This is a genomic window from Sorangiineae bacterium MSr12523 (genome assembly GCA_037157775.1).
Classification (GTDB): domain Bacteria; phylum Myxococcota_A; class Polyangia; order Polyangiales; family Polyangiaceae; genus Pendulispora; species Pendulispora brunnea.
In genome coordinates, this window is the sequence record CP089982.1 from 6,813,075 (window position 1) to 6,839,285 (window position 26,211).

Here is a 26,211-nt window from a genome sequence, read left to right on the forward strand (position 1 = left end):
GGCCCCTTTGGAAACCCTAGGAGATTCAGCCGAAAATCAAAATCCCTTCCCGTCTCGGCGTCTTGCTGTGAACTTTCTTTTCTTAGGCAGGACGGGAGCCCGGGGGGATCGCCGGTGCAGCACCACTTAATTGCTGCATTTGCCTGCGGCGGTGGAGGATGGACTCGAGGGCGAAGACCGCGAGACCGAGCCAAACCAAGGTGAATCCGGCCCAGCGTGACGCGGGCATGTCTTCATGCATCACGACCACCCCGCAAAGGAATTGCAAGATGGGGGCGATGTACTGCAATAGCCCCACGGTCGTGAGCGGCACGCGGTTGGCGGCGGCGGCGAACCAGAGAAGGGGGACGGCCGTCAGTACGCCGCAGGAGGCGAGGAGCAGATCTTTGCTGGTGGAGACATGCCCGAAGGTCCCGTGCCCCGTGCCGTCGACGTAAAGCAGGTAGCCGAGGGCCGGAAGAAAGAGCAGCCCCGTCTCGACGGTGAGGCTCTCGAGGGCGCCGACCGCGGCCTTCTTCTTGACGAAGCCATAGAGGCCGAAGGTCAGAGCCAACGTCAGCGCGATCCAAGGCAGGCGCCCGTAGTCGATGGTGAGGATCACGACCGCGATGGCCGCAATGCTCAACGCGATCCACTGCGCGCGCCGGACGCGCTCCCCGAGGAAGAAGACGCCGAGGAGGACCGACACGAGCGGGTTGATGAAGTACCCGAGCGCCGTCTCGACCACATGGCCGTGGTTCACGGCCCAGATGTACGTGGCCCAGTTGGCGGACACGAGCCCGGCGGCCAACGCCAGCATACGAATCCGGCGGCCTCCGATGGCGCGAAGCCAGTTCAGGCTGCGCAGCCGCGCCATGAGGATGACCATGACGACGAGCGACCAGACGATGCGGTGAGCGAGGATCTCGAAGGCCGCGGCCGGTTTGAGAAGCGGCCAGAAGAGTGGGAAAAGGCCCCACGACATATAGGCGGCGATCCCGAAAAAAACCCCCTTACGCTGCTCACTCATTCTCGGATGCGGGACTTTGGTGCCGTTCGGTCGGAAAAGCCAGGGTCCAATCCGGCAAATGGCCCCCGGCCAGCGGGGCTATGGGAGCTATCGGCGCGCCCGCGGAAGGAATGGAATGGCGCGCTTTTCCAAACCGGCCTTGAGGGCAATGCGCTGATTCTTGGAGCCGACGAGGCGGCGCTGGAAGCGGCGTTCCCACGACAGCGCCTCCCCTTCCCCGCCATTCCATGCATGTTGCAGCAATGCTTTGGCGGAGGCGACGGCATCCGGCGATCGGGTCGCGATCTCTTCGGCGAGCTTCCTCGCATCCTCGAGCGGTGCCTGGCTGACGTGGGTGACGAGACCGAGCGACTTGGCCTCGATGCCACTGACGATGCGGCCGGTCATGGTGAGCTCTTTCGCGACGTCGATGGGAACGAGCTCGCGCAAGGTGACGGTTCCGCCCATGTCGGGGATGAGGCCCCACTTCGATTCCATCATGGAAATCTTGGCGTCGGCCGTGGCGAATCGAAAATCCGCGCCGAGGGCGAGTTGCAAGCCGCCGCCGAAGCACGAACCGTGGATGGCGGCGATGACGGGGACGGCGAGATCGCGCCAGGCGAGTGTGGCGCGCTGAAAGAGGTTTGCCGTGGGGGACCACAATCGCGCAAGGCCGGTGGCGAGTTGCAGCGGCTGCCCGAGAACGGATTTGAAATCGAGTCCGGCGCAGAAGGACGGACCTTCGCCATGGAGGATGACGGCACGGACGGTGCGGTTCTTCTGGAGCGATTCGGCGGCGGCGACGAGGTGCTTCAAGGTTGGGAAATCGATGCCGTTGTGCTTGTCGGGTCGTGACAACGTCACGAACGCGAGCTCGCCTTCATAGCGCACGCGTACGGGAAGGCCGTCGCGATCGTTCGGGGTGTCCGTCATGGCGCCAGGTTTTCAGGTAAGCTCGGGTCATGTCTAGCGCAACCGACCGCGTACCCGAGGCCACCGAAGTCCCGCGTCTTCTTCGGTATTACCGGATGCTCGAGCCGCTGCCCCTGGGGCTCGGCAAGCGGATTTTCTCGGAGGGGTTCAAGCTGGCCGCGCCCTATTTCCGGACCATTCCCGCGGTGGTCGATTCCGTGCGACCCGGCGAGGTGCGCGTGCACATGGACGACCGGCGAAGGGTGCGCAATCACATCGGCACGGTGCACGCGATTGCATTGTGCAACCTCGCGGAGCTGGCCATGGGCGCGGTGGCCGAGATGACCATTCCGGTGTCGCACCGGTGGATTCCAAAGAGCATGCAGACCGAATATCTGGCGAAGGCCAAGGGCCGCATGCAGGCCACGGCCACGTTGGACCTGCCGTCGCCGTTGGGCGACAAGCAGGACATCGTGGTGCCGGTGCGCGTGACGGATCCCTCGGGCAAGGAGGTGTTCGTTGCGCGCATTCAAATCTGGGTTACGCCGAAGCGGTAGCTCCCCCGGCGTCGCGCAAGGACGAGACGACGCGGGGGATGTCCGGCTCGACGAAGCACCAACGCACCTCGGGCCGCAATTGGCGAAGCCGCGCCTCGAACGCGTTGATGGTGCCGCACGCCGCGTCGATATCCATTTTGTAGGCAAATGCCAATTTGACGGCGACGAGCACTTCGCCCGGCCCTTGCTGCAAGGTAATCAGGGACAAGATGCGCTCGAGCTCCTCCATTTCGGAGACGACCTGTCGCACGGCCTTTTCCACATCGGGATCGGCCGATTCGCCAAGCAAGAGCGATTTGACCTCGGTCGCGAGAAAGACCGCCACGGCCACGAGCACGAGCCCGACGAGCAAGCTTCCCACGCCGTCCCATCGCCCATCGCCCGTCACCGCCGCGAGGACGAGCGCCGCCAGGGCAAAGAGGAGGCCCAGGGTGGCGGCGGAGTTTTCCCCGAAGATGACCACGAGGTCCGCGTCTTTGGTGGTGCGCAGGTACTGGAAGAAAGGTATCGCGCCGCGCTTCTCGTTCAGATCGCGAATGTTCGAAAAGGTGGACCAGCCTTCGAGCAGGAGCGAAAACACGAGAATGGCAATGCCAAGCCAAACGCGCTCCACGGCCTCGGGCTCGTGGATTTTGTGAATACCTTCATAAATGGAAAAGACGCCGCCGCCCGTGAAGAGCATGAGCGCGACGAGGAAGGACCAAAAATACGTAGCCCGGCCATAACCGAGGGGATGCAGTGCATCCGGCTTTTGCCGCGATTGTTTGACGCCCACGAGCAAAAGCAATTGATTGAGGCAATCCGCCGACGAATGGATGGCCTCCGCGAGCATGGCCCCCGACTTGGTGAACGCCGCCACCACGCCTTTGGTGGCCGCGATGATCATATTGACGAACAGCGATTGCAAAATGTGCTTGGTCGAGTGCTCTTGGTCCGACATGTAGACGAAGCACTTTACGCGAAAGCGCCAAGCGTTGTCGCGACGTCGCGACACGCGTGAGCCAGCAGCGAAAAAGGGCGCTTCTTTTGCATATTTGGCGGCTGACGTCCAAGGAACACATTGCATGGCGCCGAGGCGCTCCGGCGCGCTGATCACACGGGGCACGCGGAGTACTGGCGCGATCGAGGTGATGGACTCCGCCTTGCGGGTCGAGGCGCATTCGCGATTCGCGAATCGCGAATGCCGTTGGCCCCCCCAGCCGGGCGTCCGAGGCAGGGAGGGCCGACCGCCTGGACTCGAAAAGGGCGCGCCGTTTCGCGCAACCAAGCAGGGGCGCCGGTCGATTGAGGGGTGTGAGCGTGATCTTTCGTAAACTCTTCCTCGGGGTCGCCCTGGTTGCGATCGCGATGGCCTTCACGGTGTCGGGGTGCAAGGCGTCGCTCGTGCCGGCGCGGCAGGGGCTCGTGATGCGCAACCTGGAGTTGCCGGTGCGGCAGATGGTCTATCCCTCGGGCCTCCGCGTCCTTGCGGAGCGCGATGCGCGCACGAAGCTCGTCGGGCTGTTCCTCGTCGTGGGCGCGGGCTCCTCCAGCGATCCGCCCGGCAAGGAAGGTCTGGCCCACTACATCGAGCATTTGGCATTTCGCTCACGGCCCTTTGGCAAATCCGGACTTCGACGGCTCCTCGAGCGCGCCGGTGCGGGCGAATGGAATGCGTACACGTCGCTGGATGCCACCGTGTACCACGAGGTTGGACCGGCTTCCTCGCTGGGCGAATTGCTTCGGCTCGAGGGGGCGCGGATGCTCGCGCCGGTGACGAAGCTGACGCCGGAGACGCTCTCCGTGGAGCTCGACGTCGTTCGGAGTGAACTGCGCGAGCACAACGAGACAGGCTTCATGGGCGAGACGCTCGGCACGTTGCAAAAGGCAGTGTTTCCCGAAGGACACCCGTATGCACGCCCCGTCATTGGGACCCACGAGAGCCTGACCTCCATCAAGGTCGACGACATCAAGGCATTCCTCGACGCGCAGTATCAACCCGACAACATGACCCTCGCGATCGTCGGCGACATCGATATGGCCTCGATCGATGCCATCGTCAAGCAAGAGCTCCCGCCCGAACTCCTGCGCGCGCGGCCCGCCAAGGCTCGCCCGGTCTTTCCGGAGCAGCCGCCCGAACCCCCGGCTCCCCCGCCGCAGCTTCTCACGCGAAGCACGGCCGCCGTCGCCACACCGGAGCTTTGGATCGGGTGGTCGCTCCCGCGCGCGTTCGATGCGGACACCCACCTCGTGGGCATGATCGAGGACATGGCCGCGGAAGGACTGTCCGCGGCCGCGCTGCGAAGCTCGTATGGTGCAGGCGATGCCGGCGTGCGGGACGTCATCTTCGTAGACACGGGCGTCGTGCAAGGGAAAGACGCCTCGATGCTGGTGTGCCGTGTAGGACTCCAAGAGGCCGCGGACCCCGAGAGAAGCCTCAAACACGTGCTCGATCAATTGCCCGAAATCTGGGATGAGCCGATCAACCACATAGCCATGTAATTTGGCCAGGTGGTCTTTGGGAGCCGCCAGAATGAGGCCGTGGTGAAGATGCTCCTGGAGACGGAAGACATCGTAAGGCATGGCACCACGCGCGCACTCACCACGCATTTTACCAAGAACCCAGCGACCTACCTGCGTAGCGTCGACAAGGTCCTGGAGCTCAAGTCCTCGAAGCTGATCGATTATGCGGAAAAGTACCTGGCGCGCGATCGTGCGCGGGCAGTGCTCTTCATGCCCGCTCCAGGCGGAGCGCGGGCTGATGCAAAGTCCATCGGTTCCCAGCAACTCGGGGAGGAGGACGCGTTGCCTCTTCGAGTCGATACCGAGCGGCTTGCTGCCATCGCGCCTTCGCCGGTGCCGAATGGATATCGACAGTTCTCTCTGAGCAATGGTTTGCAGGTCGTCATCGTACGACGCGACGGGTCGCCCACTGCTTCGGTGCAATTGTCGATGCGCGGCGGATTCGGCGCCGCGGAAAGTCCGGCCGCCGCGCAGGTGGCGGCCATGTTGATGCAGCCGCCTCGCTGGAACGCGCATGGCTCGCCTGCGGAATTCGGCGGTCAGATGCAGCGAACATTGAATCAGGACAAGATGCACTACGCCCTCGACGGGGCCGCGGGAAACGTCGGCATGATGATCGCCATCCTCGCCGAGACGGTTCCCGGATCGTATGTGACGAGTGATTCGTTTCGTCGCCTTCGGAACTATCGCGTGCCGTATTTGAAACTCGCCGAGCGCAAGCCGGAGGCGGCGGCCTCGCGCGCCTTCCGGTCGAGCCTTTTTGCCGGGCATCCATACGGTCGCCCCGTGACGGCGGACGAGATCGGTGAGTCGAGCGAAGGGGCGGCGGACGATTGGATCCATGGGACGCATGTCGCTCGAAACGCCTTGCTGGCCGTGGTCGGAGAGATCGATCCCGCGGAGGTCGAGAAGATCGTTCGCAGCGAATTTGGTGACTGGGAAGCGGGTCAGGGCGCGGCCCCCGTTCCTCCGGCCTACGAGCCTCCGCGCAGGAAGGCCGCATCTGCCGTTCCCGAGATCAACGTGCTCGTCACGGAGCGACCGGGTGCAACCCAAGCACAGATTCAACTTGGTTGCATTTTACCGGCGGTGCATCGCGCCCTCGACGACGATCAGCACGACGTCGCTGCACAGTTGGTGCAGACGCGGCTGGGCGAAGCGCTGAGGGAGCGGGCGGGCGTGACGTATGGGATCCGCGCCAATGCCTTCGTCTTGCGGGGCGGCACGGCCTTCCTCGAGATCCGTGGTGCCGTCGAGCGCGACGCTCTGTCGACGGCTCTCACGACGGTCCGCGATGCATTGCGACAAGTCGGAGACAAGACCGCCTCCGAGAACGAGCTCGCATGGGCCAAACTACGCGCCGCACGCCTTCACACGACGCAATACGTGACCAACCGCAACGTGACCCGCGCCATCCTCAACCGGGTAAACCTCGGCTTCCCCATCGAAACACTGAATTCCACGGCAGCCGACATCGGAGCAACGACCCCCGAGCGCGTCCGAGACGACATTCACGCCTGCACCGCCGCAGGCGTCACCTTGTCCATCGTCGGCGACGGCCCCTCCATCCGCACAGCCCTCAAGACCGCGGGTCTTCGTCTTCCGTTGCCTTGACGATGTGTTGCTCGAAGCGGTTCACGACCGAGGCGACGATTTCGTCGCCGGGGCGTGACCACAGGGCGGCGTTGAAGATTTCGATTTCGATGTCGCCGCGGTAGCCGGTAGCGGAGACTGCGCGGCACAAAGGCGGAAAATCGATGATGCCGTCGCCCATGAGGCCGCGGGCGAGCAGAAGATCCGACGGAACCGGGACGAGCCAGTCGGAGACTTGGAACGAGGCGATGCGGCCGGCGGCGCGGGCGATTTGATGGAAGACGTCGGGGTCCCACCACACGTGGAACGTGTCGACGATGACGCCCACCTGTTCGACGGGAAACGATTCGGCGATATCGAGGGCCTGCGCCAAGGTGGAAATGACGGCCCGGTCGGCGCAGTACATCGGGTGCAGCGGCTCGAGCGCCAGGCAAATGCCCGCGGCGGCCGCGTGGGGCTCGAGTTCGGCAAGAGCGTCGACGACACGCCGGCGCGCGCCGGGGAGATCGCGATCGCCGGCAGGAAGACCGCCGACCACGAGGGCGAGGCACGGTGCACCGAGTTGGGCGGCTTCGTCGATGGCGCGGCGGTTGTCGGCCAATGCTTCGCGGCGGGCCAACGGATCGGACGTCGTGAAAAAGCCGCCGCGGCACAACGAAGACACACGCAGCCCCGCGTCGCGCACACGGCGAAGGGTCGCGGAGAGGCCGAACGCCTGCAAAGGCTCCCGCCAAATGCCGATCGCAGGGATACCCGCGCGGGCGCAGCCATCGATCGCCTCGGGCATCGTCCAATGGCGCGTGGTCCATTGGTTCAGAGACAGACGCGCCCTCATGCCGCGACGCCGGAGGTGGCCAGGAGCGCACGCATGCGAAAGGCCGCGAGGAACGGATCGGGGAAGAGATCGGCGGCATCGGCGCGGCGGAAGGCTTCCGTGAGGTGCAGGACGGAGCGCGCGCTCTGGGCGCCGTTCACCATGACGAAGGCATCTTGATGGCCGGCGAGCCAGGCCAGAAAGACGATGCCCGTCTTGTAGTGGTACGTCGGCGCGGAAAAGAGCCAGCGGGCAAGCGGCAAGGTGGGCTCGAAGGCAGCCGCATAGCGAGCAGTGTCCCCCGCGTCGAGGGCGGCGAGTGCCACGGCGGCCGCAGGTGCGATGGGGTCGAAGATGCCGAGGAGCGCGTCGCTGTGGCCTTCGGCGTCACCGAGAATCAAATCGGGGTAGTTGAAATCGTCCCCGGTGTAGAGGCGAACGCCCTTCGGCAAGCGCCGTCGGAGCCGGATTTCGTGCTCGCGATCGAGGAGCGAGACTTTGACGCCGTCGATGCGGGAGGCGTAATCGCGAACCAGCGCCAAAAAGGACTCGGTTGCCTCGGCAATGTCTTCCGAGCCCCAGTATCCGCGCAACGCCGGATCGAACATGTCGCCGAGCCAATGCAGAATCACCGGCCGCGTGAGCTGTCGGAGCAGGGCACCGTAGACGCTGTGGTAGTCGTCGGGGCCTCGCGCGGATGCGGCCAAGTGGCGACTGGCCATGAGAATGACGCGGGCGCCGGTGTCTTCGATGACCGCAATTTGCTCGAGGTACGCGGCGACGATGGCGTCGAGATCGGGGCTTCCTGCACCGAGATGATCCGTGCCGGCGCCGCAGGCCAGCAGCGAATCCACATTGGGGACGAACGTTCGCGCCTCGGCGGCGCTGCGCCGGATCAATTCGCGCGTCGCCGACCAATCGAGCCCCATGTTTCGCTGCGAGGTGTCCATCGCGTCGGCGACGCGCAGTCCGCACTCCCACAAATGACGGCGGAAGGCCATGGTCGCGTCCCAATCGATGACCGCGGGGGCGCCCGGTGTGTTGTCGGCCAGCGGATCGGCAACCACGTGCGCGGCGGCGTAGGCGATGCGCGTGCGCGCGGGAATGCGCGGGATGGTCCAATCACGCGGGGCACGCAAGGTGTAACGCTCGAGGCCTCCCTCGGCCGTGGGCAGCGTGAGGGTGGGGCTCATAGTTCGATGCGCCGTCCTTCCGCCGAAGAGCGAAGTGCGGCCTCCGCAAGCGCAACCCCCCGGGCGCCCGAGGTCAAATCGAAGGCGTACGGCTCGTCGCTGAGGACATGGCGCAGGAACTGCTCCCACTGGACCTTGAATCCATTGTCGAATTCATGATTGTCCGGCACCTCCTGCCATTGTTCGCGAAAACGCTCGCGCACGGGCATATCCGGATTCCACACCGGCATGGGCGTCGTCGCGCGGTGCTGGATGCGGCAGTTGCGCAATCCGGCGACCGCACTGCCCTCGGTCCCGTCCACCTGCAATTCCAGCAACTCGTCGCGATGCACGCGCACGCACCACGAGGAATTCATCTGCGCAATGACGCCGCCGCCCAATTCGAAAATGCCATAGGCCGCGTCGTCCGCCGTGGCATCGTATGGCCTCCCCTGCTCGTCCCAACGGCGCGGAATGTGGGTGACCGCCCGCGCGGTCACGGCGCGCACGGGCCCGAGGAGATGCTCCAGCACGTAGGACCAATGGCAAAACATATCGGAGACGATCCCGCCCCCCTCCGCCGCGCGGTAATTCCAACTGGGCCTTTGGGCGCGCTGCCAATCGCCTTCGAATACCCAATAGCCGAATTCGCCGCGCAGACTCAGAATGCGCCCGAAGAAGCCCGCGTCGACGAGGCGCTTCAATTTGGCGATGCCCGGGAGGAAAAGCTTGTCGTGCACCACACCGGTTTTGACACCGGCTTCCCGCGCGAGGCGGGCCAACGTGTGCGCCCCCTCGGCGGTGCTCGCCGTGGGCTTCTCGGTGTAGATATGTTTGCCCAATGCCATGGCCGCCTCGAGGGCGGCCTCGCGCGCGTGGGTCACCTGCGCGTCGAAGTAGATACAGCCGGCGGGCGACGACGCGAGGGCCTCGTCGAGATCCGTCGTGTACTGCGTGAGGCCGTGGCGGTCGGCCATCTCGCGGAGCTTGCGCGCGTCGCGCCCGATCAGCACGGGCTCGAGTTGCACGCAGCTTCCGTCGGAGAGGCGAAGCCCTCCTTGTTCGCGAATGGCGAGAACCGATCGCACCAAGTGCTGCCGATATCCCATCCGGCCGGTTACACCATTCATTAGCACGGTGAGAGAGCGCGAAACCGGAGTGCTCATGGGGCTCCTCGTCTTGAAACGTTACGGGAAAGCGCTTTCCCAAAAACGGTACCCCTCAGGCATGCGCGGGTCAAGGGTGAGCCTTAAAAGCGCCTTGAAACCACTTGACAATCCCAGCGCGCGGACGCTACCTGGAAAACGCTTACCGATCCGGGGCTCCCACGGCCCCCGACCGACACAGGGGAATCTAGGGGTAGTGATGAGCTCCAGCACACCGCGGTGAAACGGATTGCTTTACGTGGGAACACTCGCATCCAAAGAAGAAGCCCTAGGGCGGCGCCGCACCCATACCGCCGCTCTCGGCACAGCCGTGATCCACGCCCAGGCTGCGGGACCAGCCTGTCTGAGAAAGATTGCGCTGGAGCTCGGTGTGATGCGGACCGTCGCACTGCGTTACATCGAAACGACGTGCCGCCGTCACTCTGGAAACACGGTACCGGGTGGCGTTGGATTGGTTTGCAGCGCGCGTCCGTGACATATCCCTATTGAGTTGAGAAATAGCGAGCAGTTGCCGTAGGAGTACCTCCCGCCATGCGCAAATCGCTGATTCATCCGCGCGCCGGTCGCGACCGTGCTGACGTTTGCATCATTGGAGCGGGTCCTGCAGGTGCCGTGGCGGCAACGCGTTTGGCCGAGGAAGGCCTGAACGTGGTCGTCCTCGAGCAGGGCGATTGGCCGGATTATCGCAAGGCTCGCGGCGCGCACGCGGATTTCGAGATCAATTCCGGTGCGGACTGGGCGTGGAATCCCAATACGCGAAAATCCCCGTCGGATTATCCCATCAATGGGCAGGACGCCGATATCGACGTGGTGCTCTACAATGGCGTCGGCGGCGGGACGGTCATCTATGCCGCGCAGTGGCACCGCAATGCGCCGTCGGACTTCTGCGTGCGCACGCTCGATGGCATCGCGGACGACTGGCCCCTCTCGTACGAGGACCTGAGGCCGTATTACGAGCGCGTCGAGGCGGCGTTCGGCATTTCCGGATTGGCCGGGGATCCGGCGTTTCCCGCGGGTGAAGGTCCGCCGTTGCCACCGGTGCCACTTGGGGACATCGGCCGGCGTGTCGCCGCAGCGCACAATGCCCTGGGTTGGCATTGGTGGCCCGGCTCCAATGCCATCGCAACCCGTCCGTACGGCGCGCTCAAACCATGCGTGCAGCGTGGCACCTGCTTGTGGGGCTGTGCGGACGGGGCGAAGGCCAGCGCGGACCGCACGCACTGGCCCCACGCCGTCGACTTGGGGGTGCACCTCGTTACCGGCGCGCGCGTGCGTCGGATCAGCGTGAACGACGCGGGCCTGGCCGACGGAGCGGTCTGGATCGACCGCGACGGCAACGAGCACGTCACCCGCGCGAGCGTCATCATTCTTGCCGCAAATGGTATCGGTACCCCTCGCCTGCTTCTGCTCTCCGCGACGCGTGGCCATCGCGACGGCTTGGCCAACTCGTCCGGGCTGGTCGGCAAGCGGCTCATGTTGCACCCCTTCGGCGTGGTGACGGGCCTCTTCCAGGAAAACATGCACAGCACCCAGGGCCCGTGGGGGCAGCACCTGCACTGCTTGCAATTCTACGAAACGGATGCGCGGCGCGGCTTCGTGCGCGGGGCCAAGTGGGGATTGCAGCCCACGGGTGGCCCGGTGAATGCCACGCGCGGCTGGCCGTGGGGGGCCGTCGATCCCGTGTGGGGACCGAATTTTCACCGCAACGTGCGCGCGCGGCTGGGCCATTCGGCCATGTGGGGCATCGTCGCGGAGGATCTGCCGGAGGAATCGAACCGCGTGGAGCTCGACCCCGAGCTCACCGATGGCGATGGCATCCCTGCCCCGCGCATCCGCTACCGCGTCGGCGAAAACTCGACGCGGCTCATGGACTTTCACCTCGATCGGGCCCGCGAATCGCTGGAGGCGGCGGGCGCGTACCGAACGATGGTCGCGCCATCGATCCGCGAGACCGGCTGGCACCAACTGGGCACGGCCAAAATGGGCACCGATCCGGCGACCTCCGTGGTCGACCCGTGGGGGCGCACACACGATGTGCCGAACCTCTACGTCTTCGACGGCAGCATCTGGCCGACCTCGTCAGGGATGAACCCCACCGCGACGATTGCCGCGATGTCGCTTCGCTGCACCGAGCACCTCCTCGAGCAGCGCTACCATCAGAAGGTGCCGGCATGAGTTCCCTGGACGGCGCCGCCCGCACACGGTTGGCTGCCCTGGCCGACCTTCTCATTCCGGCCGATGGCGATATGCCGGCCGCGAGCGCCGCCGGCGTGGCCGGTGCCGGCGTGGATGCCGTGCTCACGGCGCGCCCCGACCTGCTCGAGCCGCTGCAGTTCGCGCTCTCCATCGCCGCGTACGAGGACGCCGCGCACGCGCTGGCCCTTCTGCGCGACAAGTACCCGCTCGTGTACTCCGCACTCGGCGAGCTCGTGGCCGGTGCGTATTACCTCCATCCCGATATTCAAGATCGTATGGGATACCGCGGCCGACAGGCCATCACCATCGACGTCACCAACGGCGGCGCCATGGACAAAGGCGACGTCGAGTTGCTCTCCCCCGTCGTGCAGCGCGGCCCCATCTGGCGCGCCGATCCACGGGGCGAAAAATGACGGTGGCGGAGAGCGTCCCCGCGACCTCCGCCACGTCCACCGAGCTCACCCCCGACCAACGCAACGCCTTCATCGCCGCCCTTTTGGGATGGGCGATGGATTCTTTCGATTACTTCCTGGTGGTCCTGGTCTACGCGGACATCGGCCGCGACTTCGGCGTGGGCCTGCCCACCATGGCCTTTCTCACCACGGTCACGTTGGCCATGCGACCGGTGGGCGCACTCCTATTTGGATTATGGGCCGACAAAATCGGAAGACGCGTTCCGCTCATGGTCGACGTTGTTTTCTATTCCGTCGTTGGATTCTTGTGCGCGTTCGCACCGAATTACACGGTGCTGCTCGTCTTGCGACTCCTCTACGGCATCGGCATGGGAGGCGAATGGGGACTTGGGGCGGCGCTCGCCATGGAGAAGATACCGCCCTCGCGCCGCGGCTTCTTTTCCGGGGTTTTGCAGCAGGGCTACTCGGTGGGTTACCTGCTTGCCTCCCTCGCGTACTTACTGGTGCACTCGGTACTCGGATTGAGTTGGCGCTGGCTTTTTGGATTGAGCCTTCTTCCCGCGATGCTCACGTTGCTCATCCGACTTGGCGTGCGCGAGTCGGAGGTATGGGAAAAATCACGAGAGAAGCTGCGCGCCACGCGGACCTCGCTGCGCGATGTCGTGTTTCAGCGAGCCGTGTTGCGGCGATTTCTCTATCTCGTCACGTTGATGACACTTTTCGCGTGGATGAGTCATGGCACGCAGGACGTCTATCCGACATTTCTGCGTGCCGCGACGAAGTCGGGCGCTGGGCTCTCGCCGGCCACCGCCACGTGGATCGTGGTCGTCTACAACATCGGAGCGATGATTGGCGGGTTCACCTTTGGCGGGCTCTCGGAGCGCTTCGGGCGCCGCCGCACCATCGTCCTTTGCGCCCTTTTGGGTCTGCCCATCGTTCCCGCGTTCGCGTATGGGACCTCCACGGGGATGCTCTGCCTCGGAGCATTCCTCATGCAGATCGCCGTGCAGGGCGCGTGGGGTGTCGTACCGGCACACCTCACCGAGATGTCCCCCGATGCGATCCGCGGATTCTACCCGGGCGTCACGTACCAACTTGGCAACTGCATCGCCGCGTTCAACCTGCCCATTCAAGAATGGCTGGCGCAGCATTACGGCTACCCGTTTGCGCTCACGGCGACCGTCGTCCCGACGTTGGCCCTTCTCGCGATCTGCGCGGCGCTTGGAAAAGAAGCGAAGGGCATCGCCTTCGGGCAAAACGTGAAAGCGTGAACGGGTGACGGACTCACTCGGGGTGACGGACTCACTCGATGACGGCCATCATCTTTTGAATCAAAGATAACCCCTCGACTAGACGCTTTTGCCAACGGGTGGCCCTATGGACCCCGTCGGAGGATGACGTGATCGTAGACGCTTTGATAGCGCCCAGGATCGAATGCCCTTTTCCATCGGCCATTCATCCATGCGCACGGGGTGTGGAAGAGCACTTGCTCGCTTGGGTGAAGGCATTCGACCTCGTGTCGGCTGCGCCGGCCCTCGCGCGATTTCGCCGCGCCCGGTTAGGTGAACTCGCTGCACGCACCTATCCGTCGGTTGTCGATGTCACGAGGAACGGCGAGTGGCTCGCCTTTCTCTTTCTCATCGAAGAACGATTCACTAATCAGGATAACACTCCCGATCGCCATGAAATCGTTTCAACGAATGACGAATTGCTACGGATGCTTCCCCTGCAGATGGGCCCCACCACGCCACCGCCAAGCAGCGGGCTCGCGGCGGCGCTCGCTGCATGGTGGAGTGACGTCGGGCCGGCGATGTCCCCCGCGTGGAGAATACGTTTTCTCGGGCACGCGGAGAAGTGCCTGCGCGCGTACGAGCAAGACTTGGCCACCGAGCGGTACGGAATACCGCCGCCTTTGCGCACCTACGTCGAGTTTCGCCGGCAAAGCGGCGCCGTGGAGACCGCGCTCGATCTGATCGAGTTCAGCGAGCGCGCGGAGTTGCCCCAGCAGGTTGCCCATTGTCCGCAGGTGCACGCGTTGCGCGTCGCCACGAGCGACATCGTGTGCTGGACACACGATCTCCTGTGGGTGGCCAAGGAGCGCGCCCGCGGTCGGATGAACAACCTCGTCGCGGTGCTATGGCAAGCCTGGGGAGGAAGCTGGCAGGACTCCGCCGAGCGTGCCGTCGGAATGATCGCGGCGCGCTACCGCGATTTCGCCATTGCCGAAGATTCGCTCCGGCGACGTTTGGATGCCACGGAGTGGGAATACGTGGAGCGCAGCGTGCACGGGTTTCGGAATTGGATATCCGGAAGCCACGAATGGCATCTACGGTCTCCGCGCTACATTCGGCAAAAGTTCTATTTCGATAGGGTTCACCGATGATGGACGTTCCTCAAATCAAGGGAGGATTGCCACTGCTCGGCCACTCCATCGACCTTTTGCGGGCACCCTTTGCGTTCTTTCTCGAGGCGCGCGCCGCGGGGGACGTGGTGGAAATCCGGTTGGGCTCGCAGAGGGTGTTCGTGCTGAACGCTCCGCACTTGATCCGCCAAGTCTTGGTGACCGACAAAGAAAGATTCGACGAAGGCTCGGTGTTCGAGAACGCTTGGGGGCGTTTTGGAAGCACGGAGAACTTGGGCCGCGTGACCGCAACACGGGTTGGCGATTGGTTGCCCGGGCAACTCGTTGCGGTCGACGAAGAGATGCGCGACATCACGTTGACGGCGATGTCGCCGGAGTGGGAAAAGGATCGGCTGCCCGAATGGCGAGATGCCATGCCCCTCGTTCTCAAGCAAATCACGCGGCAGACGTTCTCGCCCTTTGCGTGGTTGGCCGGGAAGAAGATGCGCTCGATCCTGCCGGAAGAGGTCGTGCGTCTGATCGCCAGCACCGAGGTTCGGGCCTCGACCTTATCGTGGGCCCTGCACCACATCGGGCAGCACCCACTCATCGAGAAGCGATTGCACGAGGAGGTCGACGGCGTGCTACCGGGGCGCGATGCCACCGTCGAAGATGTTCCCCGGCTGCCGTACCTGCGGCGCGTCCTGTGCGAGGCGATGCGCATGCATCCGCTCGCGCTGGTCGTGCGCCGGGCGCGGTCCGATGTGGTGCTCGGGGGCCATCGGTATCCCGAGGGGACGCGCTTCTTCATTAGCCCGCACGCGCTGCACCGCGATCCACGGTGCTTCGTCGCTCCGCAACGCTTCGATCCGGACCGGTGGCGGCCCGAGCGTGCCGCGGCCATCAAGCGCGAGTGTTACATACCGAGTGTCGACCCGGGGGATGCCTGGGCGCTGGCCGATATGGCCATCGTGCTCGCCACCGTCGCCCGTCGATGGCGTCTGGTTCCCGCGGCCGATCACACGGTTCGGGAGACGCTGAACGGGGTGACCCAAGTCGATGCCCTGCCGATGATCGCGGACGCACGCTGACGGGGCAGTTCTCCCCTTCTCGTTGCGCTTTGCCACACGCAAAAGCGATATCACTGGAAACGGCGCGCTATTTTCGCATTTGGATGAACGGCGGGCGCCGGATGTCGCGGGGATCGAGCGGGCCCGCGCGATGCAAGGCAGGAGTTCCCCCCCGATGCGTTCGGCGTTCGCAACGCGTCATCTCGTGAGGTGACTCATGATTCGCAGCAATCCGTCCGTCTTGGTCGTCGGTGTTTTGGCGACCTCGGCGATACTCCTCCTTGGATGCAGCAACAAGAAGCCCCATCCGAGCGCGTCCTCCACCACGCAGATCACGTCGGAGACACTCGTGCGCACCGACACCCGGAGCGCATCGACCGACCCGCGCGAGGAGTACGCGAAGGTCGCACGAGGAGATCTCGACAATCTGGATCGGCGCATTGGGCTATTGGAAACACGCCCCGCGGGGTTGACCGCCGGCGAGAGGACCCGAACGGCCAATGATCTGCGCGAGGCCCGCGCCAAGCTGCGCGAACTCCGCCGCCGCGTCGAAGCCGTCTCCTCGATGCAACCCGCCGTCTTCGCCGTGGAGCAAGACCGGCTGCAAGCCGACTGGGACACGCTCAACGCGAAAGTCGAGCGCATCGGCGACCGCCTCTCCGCAAAGCCGTAATCCGAATCGAAACGCCAAGAGCGCCAAGGGTTCGAGGATTGGAACCAATCCATCTTGGCGACCTTGGCGACTTGGCGGTTAACTCCTCTTGCGCTACCTCATTTCGAGGGTTTGCCGCCCCATAGTTCGGGGAAGCCTGGCATCTTTTGGCAGCCGCACATGGCGTAGAAGGTCGGCGGCAGGTTCGGCGTGATGTATTGGCTCAATGTCTCGGCCGTGATTTCGGGCTGTGGAAGGATCCACTCTTTGGGAACCTGTTTGCCCGAGAGGATATCCACCGCAGCAAGGATGGCCGTGCGCCATTGGTAGACCGGATAGGTCGGTGCCATGGCGGTCCATTTGTTCTTTTGCCACGCCTGCAAAAAGGCATTGTTGTCCTCGCCCGTGATGGGCGGAACGTCGAGCCCCGCATCCTGAAACGCTTCGGCGGCCGCCTCCGTCGTGTCGCCCGCGTCCATCCACACACCGTCGATGGCGGCGTATCGATGGAGGTAATCGCTGACGATCTGCTTCGTTTTGGCGGGATCGCTGCCGGTGAATTCCATGCCGATGACCTGAATGCCCGCCTCGTTGAAGACGCGCTGCGCGCCAGCCCAGCGATGCTCGAGCACGTCGACCCCCGGCAAGATGCGCAGGGCCAGGACTTTGCCGCCCTTCTTGACCTTGCTCACGATGAAGTTGGCCGAGCTGACGCCGAAGAGGAATCCGCCAATCGGATGGATGAAGGTGACCGGACAATCCGTGTTGACGCCGCGGTCGAACCCGATGACCGGAATCTTTTTGCAGGCCTCGTTCACCACCGTCGTGAGCGGACCGGTCGTGTTGGGCGCCACGATGAGCACGGAGCAATTTTGGGTGAGCAAATCCTGGATGTCCGATATTTGCTTTTCGTCCTTGCCCCCTGCATCCACGACCGTGAACTTGCTGATCTGAGGGTGAAGCTTCACCTCCGCCTTCATGGTGGCGAAACCCGCGGTGCGCCAAGGGTTGGTCAGCGAGGCATTGGAGAAGCACACGTGCCACGGCTCCTTCTTTTTCAACTTCGCCGTGTCGACGTACACGGGGTCGATGGCCTGCGTCCATGGCGTGGACGGGTCGCCGGAAGCCGTCGCCTTGGCTTGCTGCAACTGTTTTGCGTATGCAACCGAATCGAACCATTTCGACGGTTCGGCCGCGTTGGTGGCCGTCACGGAGGAGGGGGCGGTCGATGCCGCATTGCCCTCCGCGCTGTTGTTCGAGCTGCCGGCGTCTTTGCGGCAGGCCGTGGTCATCGCGGGCATTGCGAGCACGAGCATCAAGAAGGCCGTCGATTTCATGGGACCCCTCCGGGACTTCATCAGGAACCGCGCCGGCGTGCGCTGTAAGACGAGAGAGCGACCGCGCCGATGATGATCGCCCCCTGAAAGGCTTGGCGCGCCGGATCGGCGACACCGAGCAAGTTGAGCCATGTGAAGGTGGCCTGGAGCGCGAGCGCGCCCGCAGCCGCCGGAAGGACCGCGCCGCGGCCGCCCCCGAGAACGACACCGCCAAGGACGGCGGCGCTGATCGCTTGAAACTCGTAGCCTCGGCCCGCGTGGGGGGAGACGCCGACGATGCCCCCGAGGACGATGCCCGCCACGACGGCAAAGAGCGCGGAGAGGACGAATGCGAAAATGCGCACGCGCGCCACGTCCACCCCCGAGAGCGCGGCCGCACGCGGGTTGGCGCCTGCCGCCACCAGCTGGTGGCCGAAATTCGTCCCGTGCCGAAGCCATGTTGCCATGGCAATGAAGGCAGCCGCGACGAGGACGGCGTAAGGCAACCGCTCGATCCAGGGGATGCCGGTGATGGTGCCGCGACCGAAGGCGCGGAGGTTGTCGGGCACGTAACCCAGCACCGCCCCACCCGTCCAATAGAGGACGCCGCCGGAGAGAATGAGCATGGTGCCCAAGGTGGTGATGAACGAGGGCACGGCGAGCTGCGTGGTGACGATGCCGTTGACCAGGCCCACGACGACGCCGAGGCCGACGAGCACGGGAACGAGCCACCAGGTTTTGCCCTCGTCGCCATTGCCCACACCGGCAGCGACGGCCACGACTGCGGTGACCAGAGAGCCGATGGAGAGGTCGAACTCGCCCGCGACGAGGACGAAGAGCTCCCCCACCGCGAGCAACATGAGCGGCGCGGCGAAGCGGACGAGCCCCAGGAAAACGGGCGGCCTCGTGAACTGCGGATTCTGGACCATGATGGCCACGAGCACACCGAGGAGCACCAGAAAGACCGGGGCTATCCGAAGGGCGGCGTTCATGCGGGCACCCGTCTTCGCAACCTTGCCAGAACAGCGCTCGCGAGCAGGCCTTCCCCGCGTGCCATGCCGTAGGCGGCGACGGCGCAGATCAGGATGACGCCGCGCACGATGTCTTGGACGAAGGTGTTCACGCCAAGCTGGTTCAAAGCATTGTCGACGACGGCGAGCACGAGGACGCCGCCCACGGTTCCAAGGATGCCACCGCGCCCGCCCATGATGGCCGTTCCACCAAGGACGACGGCGGCGACCGAATCGAGATCGTAGCGCCCGTTGGGGCCGATCCACGGAGCGGCGGAGCCCACGCGGCTCACGAGAAACAGCGCGGAGACGACCGCGCAGAGGCTGCATGCGACGTGCGCGAGAACCATGACGCGGGCCGAACGCACGCCCGAGACGCGCGCGGTCTCCTCATCGCCGCCGACCGCCATCAAGTGATAGCCAAAGCGCGTCTTTCGCACGAGGTACCACGCGCCCGCCGCCATGGCGCCGAAGAGCAAGACGGCATACGGAATGGGCCCCACACCGCTGTAGCCGAGTTGCTGAAAGCCCGGAGGCACCGAGCCCGCCACGGAGGTGAAGCTGTTCTCGAGCGCGCCGCGCATCAGTAGGCCGGTGCCGAGCGTCGCCATGAAAGCGTTTACCTTCACGCGTGTCACGAGCAGCCCATTGACGAGGCCCACGCCCGCGCCAATGCCCAATGCGAGCAGCACCGAGGGCGCAATCATCGACACTTGCCCCTGCATCTCGTACGACGTGAGCACCGCCACCACGCTGATCAGATAGGCCACCGAGAGATCGATCGAGCCGGCCAGCAAGACGAGGCTTTGCCCCACGGCGACGATGCCAAGGGCCACCGATCGCACGAGCATATTGCGCAAATTATCGACACCGACAAACGCGTTCCCGACGCCAATCCACGACAGCACGAACAACACACCAAACACCCCCCAAATCCCCCGCCCCTTCTCACGATCTGAATCTGAATCTGAATCTGAATCTGAATCTGAATCCGAATCCGATTCCGATTCCGATTCCGATTCCGATTCCGATTCCGATTTGATCGCCTCACCCCCCGCCCCCGTCGCCACGCGCAAAATCTCCGCCTCGCTCGCGCCGGCCTCGAGCTCGCCGGCAATGCGACCCTGCCGCATGACCAGGATGCGATCGCTCATGCCAATGACCTCGGACAGCTCGGACGAGATCATCAATATGGCCGCCCCCTCCTCGGCCAGGGCGCGCATCCTCTCGTGAACCGCGGCCTTCGCGCCGATGTCGATCCCGCGCGTGGGCTCGTCGAACAGCAGCACCTTGGGCCGCGTGGCCAGCCATTTCGCGAGCACCACCTTCTGCTGGTTGCCGCCGCTGAGAAACTGCGCCGGCACCTGCAGGCTCGCCGCACGCACGTCGAGCTCCCCGAGCAAGGCCGCGGTGGCGGCGGTTCCGCGAATGGCGTCCTTCTTCTTCTTCCGGCTTCGCCGAAGCGCCCGCACGGCGAGCTTCGCATTGTCCAGCACCGACTCGCGCGCAAGCAGCCCTTCGGACTTGCGGTCCTCGGTGAGAAAGGCGATGCCCGCATCGATGGCCTCACCCGGTGAGGTCAGCGGGATCGGCCGCCCATCCAACTCGATGCCACCCGATGTGAACGGCTCGGCCCCGAACAGCGCCCGGGCCAATTCCGTGCGTCCGGCGCCCTCCAGGCCCGCCACACCGACGATTTCACCCGCCACCAATTCGAGATCGATGCCCCGGAGTCGCGCATTTCCTCCACCGCGCACGCGCAACCGCGTTTGCCGCTGCGGCGGCGGGCTCGTACGACGCGGAGGGTAATACCGATCGAGCGATCGGCCCACCATGAGCTCGACCAGCTCGCCCGTGGTGACGTCGCCCGTGGCAACATCGGCCACCGTGGTGCCGTCTTTGAGGACGGTGATGCGCGTCGCCAAGCGAAATACCTCTTCGAGGCGATGCGATATGTAAACGATGGCGAGGCCCTGGGCGCAAAGCTCGCGAACGATGGTGAACAGCGACTCCACTTCGCTCGGAGAAAGGGCAGCGGTGGGCTCGTCCATGACGAGGATGCGCGCGTCGAGGGAGAGCGCTTTTGCAATCTCGACCATTTGTTGTTGAGCTACCGAAAGGTCGCGCACCAGGGTATCGGGCGAAATGGAACGATCGACGCGTAACCGTGCGAGCAGCTGCGCCGTAGATCGATGCAATGCTCCCTCGTCCACCCGCATGGCCCGTCCCGGCTCACGACCGAGAAACATGTTCTCGGCGACCGAGCGCTCCGACAAAAGACGAAACTCTTGAAAGATAATGGCTACGCCTGCGTTTTGCGCGGCGCGCGGATCGCGAAAGTGCTCCTCGCGGCCGTCGATGAGGATCGAGCCCTCGTCGGCCGCGTGGACGCCGGCGAGGATCTTCATGAGGGTCGACTTCCCCGCGCCATTTTCGCCGACAATCGCGCGGACCTCGCCCGGGGCACAGGTCAGATCGACGCCATCGAGCACTTGGACGCCGAAAAAGCCTTTCCGAATGCCCCGCATTTCCAGCCGCAACTTCGGCTTCGGCGGAGCCTCCACGGGTGTACGACTCACCCCCGACCCTCCTATTCAGCAGGGAATATGGCAGTCGCGCATGGGCCTGGCAAGCGCTTACACCGCTTATTTCACGGGGTTTTGCCAATGATCGCGCCGACTGCCCGACGGGTCGATGCGTCACGCACACCGCGCACCGTTCTGGGAGTATTCTTATACGAGAGCGATAGGTGAAAAAGAGCGCACCGAAACAGGGTCGACAGGAAGGACGCGCCGCGACGATCGCGGACGTAGCCCGCATGGCCGGAGTATCGGTGGCCACGGCATCACGCACGGTGAATCGCACGCGCCCCGTGGCCGCGCATCTGCGGGCGAAGGTACTGGCCGCGGCCCGGCAACTCGGGTACTCGCCCAATCCGCATGCCCGCGCGCTGGCGCAGGCGCACGATACGACGGTGGGCGTCATCGTGCACGACGTGAGCGATCCGTATTTCTCCGAGATCGTGCGCGGCATCCTGCAGGCCACGTCGGACGATGGGCAGATGGTGCTCATTGGAAACACGTACCGCGATCGCGAACGGGAGCTCGCGTACATGGCGGCCTTCCGCGCGCGCCGGACGAGCGCGCTGATCCTTGCGGGCAGCGGGATGGAAGATCGGGAGTTCGGCGCGAAAATGACCCGCCAGATCCTCGACTTCGAGGCAGGCGGCGGGCGGGCGGCGCTCATCGGGCGGCACTATGCGCCCGGGGACGCGGTGTTGGCCGATAACCTCGGCGGGGCACGCTCGCTGGCGGTGCACCTGGCGGAGCTCGGGCATCGGGTCATCGGGGTGATTTCGGGGCCGGCCGGGCTCACGACGACGAACGATCGCCTGGTGGGCTTCCGCGCAGGGCTTGCCGAGATGGGGCTTTCGCTTCCCGACGAACACGTGGCCGTGGGCGGGGACTTCACGCGCGACGCCGGCTTCAGCGGCGCGATGGAGCTTCTGAAACGCGTTCGACGCATGACCGCGATTTTCGCGATGAACGACGTCATCGCCGTCGGCACGCTCACGGCGCTGCGGGAGCGCGGACTTCGGGTGCCCGAGGACGTGTCGGTCTGCGGCTTCAACGACATTCCACTGGCCAGCGATCTCTGGCCGCCGCTGACCACGGTGCAGGTGCCCATGTTCGAGATGGGCAAGCGGGCGCTGGCGCTGGCACGCATGCCGCGCGCCGCGGAAATCCGGGTCGAGCACCTTCCCACGCGGCTGGTCGTTCGCTCGAGCACCGGGCCGGCCACCCGGTGATTCTTTTTTGCGAGGGGACGTCACGGGCTCCGGGGGTGAATCGTCTTTCCCGGTGAGAGGAGATGTTCCCGTGAAAGATACCCTTCGTTACGACAAATCGATCCCCGACGTGCTCCAGGCCCTGCAGAGCGTGCACACGGTCATGGACAAGCACGGCTTCGAGCGGAAGCTGCATCATCTCGTGCTGCTGCGGGCCTCGCAGATCAACGGCTGCGCGTTCTGCGTGCAGATGCACACGAAGGAGGCCCGCGAGGACGGCGAGACCAACGACCGGCTCGATCGGGTCGTCGTCTGGAAGCACGTGAGCGACTTCACCGAGCGGGAGAAGGCCGCACTGGCCTGGACGGAAGCGCTGACCAAGCTCGACGACAATACGGATCTCGCGGCCTTGCGCGCGCAGTTGCGGTCGCACTTCACCGAAGAGGAGATTGGCATTTTGACGTCGACCGTGGGCATGATCAACCTCTGGAATCGACTTCAAATCGCGAGGCACTGACCGAGACCCATGACCCTTCGACCCGCTCGCTCCGACATCGAGGTATTCGAGGAAAGCCGCCCTGCCCTTCTGGGCTTGGCCTACCGCATCCTCGGGTCACGCGCCGATGCGGAAGACGCGGTGCAGGACACATTTCTCAAATGGGAACAGGCGAGAAAGGACGAGGAGCCGATCGACACGCCGGCATCGTGGTTGATGACGGTCTGCACGCGGCGGTGCATCGATCTGCTTCGTTCCGCACACAAAGCGAGGGTCGATTACCTGGGAACCTGGCTGCCCGAACCCATTGCCACCAAGGCCGAGTCGACGTCGGAGGATCACGTGGCATTGGCCTCGTCGTTGACTACGGCCTTTTTGCTTCTTCTCGAGCGGCTCACACCCAAGGAGCGGGCGGCGTATTTGCTTCACGAGATTTTCGATATTTCCTATCCAGAAATTGCGAAGACGCTCAACATGCAAGAAGCCGCCTGCCGCAAGCTGGTTTCGCGTGCGCGCACCACCGTCGACCGTCCGGAGGTGCGGCACACGGTGCCGCGCGAGCGGCAAGAGCAACTGCTCGGCGCTTTCGAGGGCGCCATCGTCCGCGGGGATACGGGCGCACTCTCCGCGCTTTTGGCCGACGACATCGATCTCCACGCCGACGGCGGCGGCAAAGTCCCCACGATCCTACAGGTTCTGCGGGGCAAGGAAGCGGTCCTCGCCTTCATCATCAAGGTCGTTCGACCCGCATGGATCTCGAACCGATGGGTGCCCGTCGACATCAACGGCGCCCGCGGCGTTCTATTGGAGAATGAAGGCAAAATTGTTGCCGCCATGTCGTTTTCGTACGACGAGAGCGGGCAGCTGGCAGATATTTTCGTGATGCGAAATCCGGATAAGTTGTCCCGCTTGGGCGCGGAGGCGATCGAGTAGGTTGTCGGCAACTTCGAATTGCGAATCAGCCGTAATGCTTATTCGCGATGATCGATCAACATCAATTCTACGACGGGCACACGAGGCCGCTGCAAAGAACGGGTATCACCCATCGCAAGCGGGAACACCCCCTGCGAGACGGACATCTCCTGATGAGGGGGAAGTCATGATTCATGTGAATACCAAATTGTCTCGTGTTTCGTGGGTTCGCGCGGGAACGCGCCCGTCGGGTGCGGCCATGTTTGCCGCTGCCATCATGCTCGCGGGTTGTACGTCGGAAAGCGGAGCAGGAGAGGCCAACACGGAGGTCACCGACACCACGGCCACGTCCTTCGAGGAATGGCAGAAGACGGTGTACCGCGATCCGGACAGCGGTACGTGGGTGGTCGATGGCGACACGCCCATCCTGGACGTTGCGGAACTGCATGACTTCTACGAGACGTACGTGCAGCAAGGGGCGCTGATCATCGATATGCACAACGGCACGATCAACAAGTGGGATCCGCAAACCGCGTTGAATCTCACGTATTGCGTCGATCGGCAGTCGTTCGGAAGCGCCTACAATCGGGTGGTGCAAGCCGCGAAGGATGCAGGAAATGCGTGGGCCAACGTGGCCCGTATCCGCTTCGTCCACGAAGCTTCCGAGGACGACCGATGCACGTCGAACAACAACGGGGTCCTGTTCAATGTGCTCAGGCGCGACGACCCGCGTTTCCTCGGTTACGCCTTCTTTCCGCATATGCCGCGGCCCCAGCGTCAGGTTTCCATTCACGGGGCCATCGCCCATAACGGCGCCAGCGGCGTCGTTACCCTCACCGGCCTTTTTCGCCACGAGCTCGGTCACGTTCTAGGATTTCGCCACGAGCACATCCACCCCGCAGCCAAGGTCCCCAGTTGCGGAGAGACCGGCGCGTGGAAGGCGCTGACGATTTACGATTCGAACTCGGTCATGCACTATCCGCACTGCAACGGGAGCAACAGAGGGGATCTCCGAATAACCCCTTATGACGTGCAAGGCGCGGTGTCGATTTACGGAAAGCCGTAGGACGACCGGCCCGTCGCCGCCCTCGGTGCATATGGGATTGCGCGGCAACGCCTCGATGCAGCACCAAAGCCTCGGCCTGTACGAAAACACCATCGCCAGCTTTGTCTCGTCGAAGTCTCCGTTTGCAACCTCAAGCGCTTCGTCTCGTCTTTCGTCACATGAAGAGGATGCGTCTCTCGTTTCGATCCGCTTCGCGGGGTCGCGCGTACTTGCCATGACGTCGCCGCTGGTTCGGACGCGTGGCGTACGTCGAATCACTCATTCCGTACGAGGAAACGCATATGATGACGAGACGACTCCATAGCCGTGTGCTCGCGGCATGCCTAATTTTTGCCACGGCCTGCACGGGCGGCCCCATGAACGACGACGTGGTGGCCCCCGTCGCCGCCACGAACGATGGCGAAGAATTGCGCATCCAGCCGCTGCGCACCGCCAACGATCCGCCGCCGAGCATCGACGGCTTCAACCCGGGCGCGGCCCCCGTCGGCCAATGGATCGCCATCAACGGCCGCAACTTCCTCGCGGGCGACCGCGTCTTCTTCGGTGGCGTTCAGGCGGGCAACGTCGATTACAGCGGCGTGCCAGCGCGCATCTCCGCCGCGGTCCCCCGTAAGGCAAAGACCGGAGCAATCGGCGTCGAGCTCTCCACGAGCATCGGCGATCCATTCCGCGTCCTGCCCACGGAGAGCGGCTTCACCCCGACGAGCGGCACGCCGCTCAATACCACCGTCGTCATCAAAGGCACCGGCTTCGCCGATAGCCCCATTCGCGTCCTCTTCGCCAACGGGGTCGAGGGCATCGTCACCGGTGGCGACGAGGTATCCATTGGCGTAACCGTGCCCGATAACGCTGCCACCGGCCCGCTCACCATCACGACCAAGGGCGGGTCCATCAAGACGCGCGACAGCTTCACCGTCTTACCGCAGCCTCCGAGCATCAAGAACCGGGATGGTTTCGCACCCACGAGCGGTGCGGTCGGCACCGAGGTGCATATCTACGCCAAACCGGGCACCACATTCCAACAACTCACGCGCGTAGCCTTCAAAGGGCCCGGCATCCCCAACCGCATCGACGCGGTCTTTCAAGTCGTGAATTCCAAGACGGAAATCATCACCCGAGTGCCCAGCGGTGCGGTGACCGGCACCATCCGCGTCACCAACGTGACCGGCGCAGACGCCACGTCCGAAGACTTCGTCGTGTTGCCATGATCGACGGCACCACATCGTAAGCGCCAACCTGGCTGCCTGC

General features: G+C 64.3%; 23 protein-coding genes. 14 read left to right on the forward strand and 9 right to left on the reverse strand.

Going from position 1 to position 26,211, the window contains the following annotated elements; translation table 11 throughout:
* Positions 1–82: 82 nt before the first annotated feature.
* Together rarD and LZC95_26150 are read right to left on the reverse strand one after the other, a co-directional pair.
* A complete protein-coding gene (gene rarD / locus LZC95_26145; protein WXA89972.1) occupies positions 83–1,009 on the reverse strand; it encodes an EamA family transporter RarD in 927 nt (308 codons plus the stop codon).
* An 87-nt stretch (positions 1,010–1,096) separates the two neighbouring features.
* Positions 1,097–1,921, reverse strand: coding sequence for a crotonase/enoyl-CoA hydratase family protein (locus tag LZC95_26150; protein ID WXA89973.1), 825 nt, complete (start codon positions 1,919–1,921; stop codon positions 1,097–1,099).
* A 29-nt stretch (positions 1,922–1,950) separates the two neighbouring features.
* Here LZC95_26150 and LZC95_26155 point away from each other — a divergent pair, with 29 nt between their 5' ends.
* Positions 1,951–2,457 (forward strand): DUF4442 domain-containing protein, encoded by a 507-nt coding sequence (locus LZC95_26155; protein ID WXA89974.1) that lies wholly within the window; start codon positions 1,951–1,953, stop codon positions 2,455–2,457.
* On the opposite strand, the gene LZC95_26160 is transcribed toward LZC95_26155, so the two are convergent.
* The gene (locus tag LZC95_26160; protein WXA89975.1) at positions 2,441–3,451 is read right to left on the reverse strand and encodes a cation diffusion facilitator family transporter; all 1,011 of its coding nucleotides are present in this window, start codon (positions 3,449–3,451) and stop codon (positions 2,441–2,443) included. The two genes, LZC95_26155 and LZC95_26160, sit on opposite strands and share 17 nt — an antisense overlap.
* A 305-nt stretch (positions 3,452–3,756) precedes the next feature.
* Here LZC95_26160 and LZC95_26165 point away from each other — a divergent pair, with 305 nt between their 5' ends.
* Both LZC95_26165 and LZC95_26170 read left to right on the forward strand, forming a co-directional pair.
* The gene (locus LZC95_26165) at positions 3,757–4,938 is read left to right on the forward strand and encodes an insulinase family protein (GenBank protein ID WXA89976.1); all 1,182 of its coding nucleotides are present in this window, start codon (positions 3,757–3,759) and stop codon (positions 4,936–4,938) included.
* A 48-nt stretch (positions 4,939–4,986) separates the two neighbouring features.
* Positions 4,987–6,573: an insulinase family protein gene (locus LZC95_26170; GenBank protein WXB00225.1), complete on the forward strand. Its 1,587-nt coding sequence runs from the start codon at positions 4,987–4,989 to the stop codon at positions 6,571–6,573.
* On the opposite strand, the gene LZC95_26175 is transcribed toward LZC95_26170, so the two are convergent.
* The 3 genes from LZC95_26175 to LZC95_26185 are packed head-to-tail and all read right to left on the reverse strand — an operon-like array spanning position 6,539 to position 9,704.
* The gene (locus LZC95_26175; GenBank protein ID WXA89977.1) at positions 6,539–7,387 is read right to left on the reverse strand and encodes a sugar phosphate isomerase/epimerase; all 849 of its coding nucleotides are present in this window, start codon (positions 7,385–7,387) and stop codon (positions 6,539–6,541) included. The two genes, LZC95_26170 and LZC95_26175, sit on opposite strands and share 35 nt — an antisense overlap.
* Positions 7,384–8,559 carry a dihydrodipicolinate synthase family protein gene (locus LZC95_26180; protein ID WXA89978.1) on the reverse strand — a complete coding sequence of 392 codons (1,176 nt, stop codon included), beginning with the start codon at positions 8,557–8,559 and terminating at the stop codon, positions 7,384–7,386. Before LZC95_26180 ends, LZC95_26175 begins: the two co-directional genes overlap by 4 nt.
* Positions 8,556–9,704 (reverse strand): Gfo/Idh/MocA family oxidoreductase, encoded by a 1,149-nt coding sequence (locus LZC95_26185; GenBank protein WXA89979.1) that lies wholly within the window; start codon positions 9,702–9,704, stop codon positions 8,556–8,558. Before LZC95_26185 ends, LZC95_26180 begins: the two co-directional genes overlap by 4 nt.
* Positions 9,705–10,235: 531 nt before the next feature.
* Between LZC95_26185 and LZC95_26190 the strand changes: the two genes are divergently transcribed.
* The 6 genes from LZC95_26190 to LZC95_26215 all read left to right on the forward strand — a co-directional run bounded on the left by LZC95_26190 (position 10,236) and on the right by LZC95_26215 (position 16,397).
* Positions 10,236–11,879, forward strand: coding sequence for a GMC family oxidoreductase (locus tag LZC95_26190; GenBank protein ID WXA89980.1), 1,644 nt, complete (start codon positions 10,236–10,238; stop codon positions 11,877–11,879).
* Positions 11,876–12,313 carry a hypothetical protein gene (locus LZC95_26195; protein ID WXA89981.1) on the forward strand — a complete coding sequence of 146 codons (438 nt, stop codon included), beginning with the start codon at positions 11,876–11,878 and terminating at the stop codon, positions 12,311–12,313. The genes LZC95_26190 and LZC95_26195 overlap by 4 nt, the downstream gene beginning before the upstream one ends.
* The gene (locus LZC95_26200) at positions 12,310–13,584 is read left to right on the forward strand and encodes an MFS transporter (protein ID WXA89982.1); all 1,275 of its coding nucleotides are present in this window, start codon (positions 12,310–12,312) and stop codon (positions 13,582–13,584) included. Before LZC95_26195 ends, LZC95_26200 begins: the two co-directional genes overlap by 4 nt.
* 245 nt (positions 13,585–13,829) lie before the next feature.
* Positions 13,830–14,696 (forward strand): terpene synthase family protein, encoded by an 867-nt coding sequence (locus tag LZC95_26205; GenBank protein WXB00226.1) that lies wholly within the window; start codon positions 13,830–13,832, stop codon positions 14,694–14,696.
* Positions 14,693–15,745 (forward strand): cytochrome P450, encoded by a 1,053-nt coding sequence (locus LZC95_26210; GenBank protein WXA89983.1) that lies wholly within the window; start codon positions 14,693–14,695, stop codon positions 15,743–15,745. The genes LZC95_26205 and LZC95_26210 overlap by 4 nt, the downstream gene beginning before the upstream one ends.
* 196 nt (positions 15,746–15,941) lie before the next feature.
* The gene (locus tag LZC95_26215; GenBank protein WXA89984.1) at positions 15,942–16,397 is read left to right on the forward strand and encodes a hypothetical protein; all 456 of its coding nucleotides are present in this window, start codon (positions 15,942–15,944) and stop codon (positions 16,395–16,397) included.
* Between the two features lie 98 nt (positions 16,398–16,495).
* Here LZC95_26215 and LZC95_26220 read toward each other — a convergent pair whose 3' ends face one another.
* From LZC95_26220 to LZC95_26230, 3 genes are read right to left on the reverse strand one after another with little or no spacing between them, the layout of a single operon-like run.
* Entirely contained in the window at positions 16,496–17,713 is a 1,218-nt protein-coding gene (locus tag LZC95_26220; GenBank protein WXA89985.1) for an ABC transporter substrate-binding protein, read from the reverse strand.
* Positions 17,714–17,733: 20 nt separating this feature from the next.
* On the reverse strand, positions 17,734–18,684 hold the full coding sequence (locus tag LZC95_26225; protein WXA89986.1) for an ABC transporter permease: 951 nt from the start codon (positions 18,682–18,684) through the stop codon (positions 17,734–17,736).
* Positions 18,681–21,281: an ATP-binding cassette domain-containing protein gene (locus LZC95_26230; GenBank protein ID WXA89987.1), complete on the reverse strand. Its 2,601-nt coding sequence runs from the start codon at positions 21,279–21,281 to the stop codon at positions 18,681–18,683. Before LZC95_26230 ends, LZC95_26225 begins: the two co-directional genes overlap by 4 nt.
* Before the next feature lie 239 nt (positions 21,282–21,520).
* Between LZC95_26230 and LZC95_26235 the strand changes: the two genes are divergently transcribed.
* From LZC95_26235 to LZC95_26255, 5 genes are all read left to right on the forward strand, one after another.
* Complete coding sequence (locus LZC95_26235; protein ID WXA89988.1) at positions 21,521–22,510, forward strand: LacI family transcriptional regulator; 990 nt, start codon at positions 21,521–21,523, stop codon at positions 22,508–22,510.
* A 70-nt stretch (positions 22,511–22,580) separates the two neighbouring features.
* Entirely contained in the window at positions 22,581–23,006 is a 426-nt protein-coding gene (locus LZC95_26240) for a carboxymuconolactone decarboxylase family protein (GenBank protein WXA89989.1), read from the forward strand.
* A 9-nt stretch (positions 23,007–23,015) separates the two neighbouring features.
* Positions 23,016–23,918 (forward strand): RNA polymerase sigma factor SigJ, encoded by a 903-nt coding sequence (sigJ, locus tag LZC95_26245; protein ID WXA89990.1) that lies wholly within the window; start codon positions 23,016–23,018, stop codon positions 23,916–23,918.
* Positions 23,919–24,084: 166 nt separating this feature from the next.
* A complete protein-coding gene (locus LZC95_26250; GenBank protein WXA89991.1) occupies positions 24,085–24,963 on the forward strand; it encodes a M57 family metalloprotease in 879 nt (292 codons plus the stop codon).
* Between the two features lie 281 nt (positions 24,964–25,244).
* Complete coding sequence (locus LZC95_26255; protein WXA89992.1) at positions 25,245–26,171, forward strand: hypothetical protein; 927 nt, start codon at positions 25,245–25,247, stop codon at positions 26,169–26,171.
* Positions 26,172–26,211: the final 40 nt, after the last annotated feature.

Bases quoted from the DNA above. Each gene is read 5' to 3' on its own strand.
- LZC95_26235 (WXA89988.1), top strand. From the start codon at position 21,521: ATGGCCGGAGTATCGGTGGCCACGGCATCACGCACGGTGAATCGCACG.
- LZC95_26200 (WXA89982.1), top strand. From the start codon at position 12,310: ATGACGGTGGCGGAGAGCGTCCCCGCGACCTCCGCCACGTCCACCGAG.
- LZC95_26225 (WXA89986.1), bottom strand. From the start codon at position 18,684: ATGAACGCCGCCCTTCGGATAGCCCCGGTCTTTCTGGTGCTCCTCGGT.
- LZC95_26215 (WXA89984.1), top strand. From the start codon at position 15,942: ATGATTCGCAGCAATCCGTCCGTCTTGGTCGTCGGTGTTTTGGCGACC.
- LZC95_26150 (WXA89973.1), bottom strand. From the start codon at position 1,921: ATGACGGACACCCCGAACGATCGCGACGGCCTTCCCGTACGCGTGCGC.
- LZC95_26220 (WXA89985.1), bottom strand. From the start codon at position 17,713: ATGAAATCGACGGCCTTCTTGATGCTCGTGCTCGCAATGCCCGCGATG.
- LZC95_26195 (WXA89981.1), top strand. From the start codon at position 11,876: ATGAGTTCCCTGGACGGCGCCGCCCGCACACGGTTGGCTGCCCTGGCC.
- LZC95_26180 (WXA89978.1), bottom strand. From the start codon at position 8,559: ATGAGCCCCACCCTCACGCTGCCCACGGCCGAGGGAGGCCTCGAGCGT.
- sigJ (WXA89990.1), top strand. From the start codon at position 23,016: ATGACCCTTCGACCCGCTCGCTCCGACATCGAGGTATTCGAGGAAAGC.
- LZC95_26250 (WXA89991.1), top strand. From the start codon at position 24,085: ATGATTCATGTGAATACCAAATTGTCTCGTGTTTCGTGGGTTCGCGCG.
- LZC95_26155 (WXA89974.1), top strand. From the start codon at position 1,951: ATGTCTAGCGCAACCGACCGCGTACCCGAGGCCACCGAAGTCCCGCGT.
- rarD (WXA89972.1), bottom strand. From the start codon at position 1,009: ATGAGTGAGCAGCGTAAGGGGGTTTTTTTCGGGATCGCCGCCTATATG.
- LZC95_26255 (WXA89992.1), top strand. From the start codon at position 25,245: ATGATGACGAGACGACTCCATAGCCGTGTGCTCGCGGCATGCCTAATT.
- LZC95_26175 (WXA89977.1), bottom strand. From the start codon at position 7,387: ATGAGGGCGCGTCTGTCTCTGAACCAATGGACCACGCGCCATTGGACG.
- LZC95_26190 (WXA89980.1), top strand. From the start codon at position 10,236: ATGCGCAAATCGCTGATTCATCCGCGCGCCGGTCGCGACCGTGCTGAC.
- LZC95_26185 (WXA89979.1), bottom strand. From the start codon at position 9,704: ATGAGCACTCCGGTTTCGCGCTCTCTCACCGTGCTAATGAATGGTGTA.
- LZC95_26210 (WXA89983.1), top strand. From the start codon at position 14,693: ATGATGGACGTTCCTCAAATCAAGGGAGGATTGCCACTGCTCGGCCAC.
- LZC95_26170 (WXB00225.1), top strand. From the start codon at position 4,987: ATGCTCCTGGAGACGGAAGACATCGTAAGGCATGGCACCACGCGCGCA.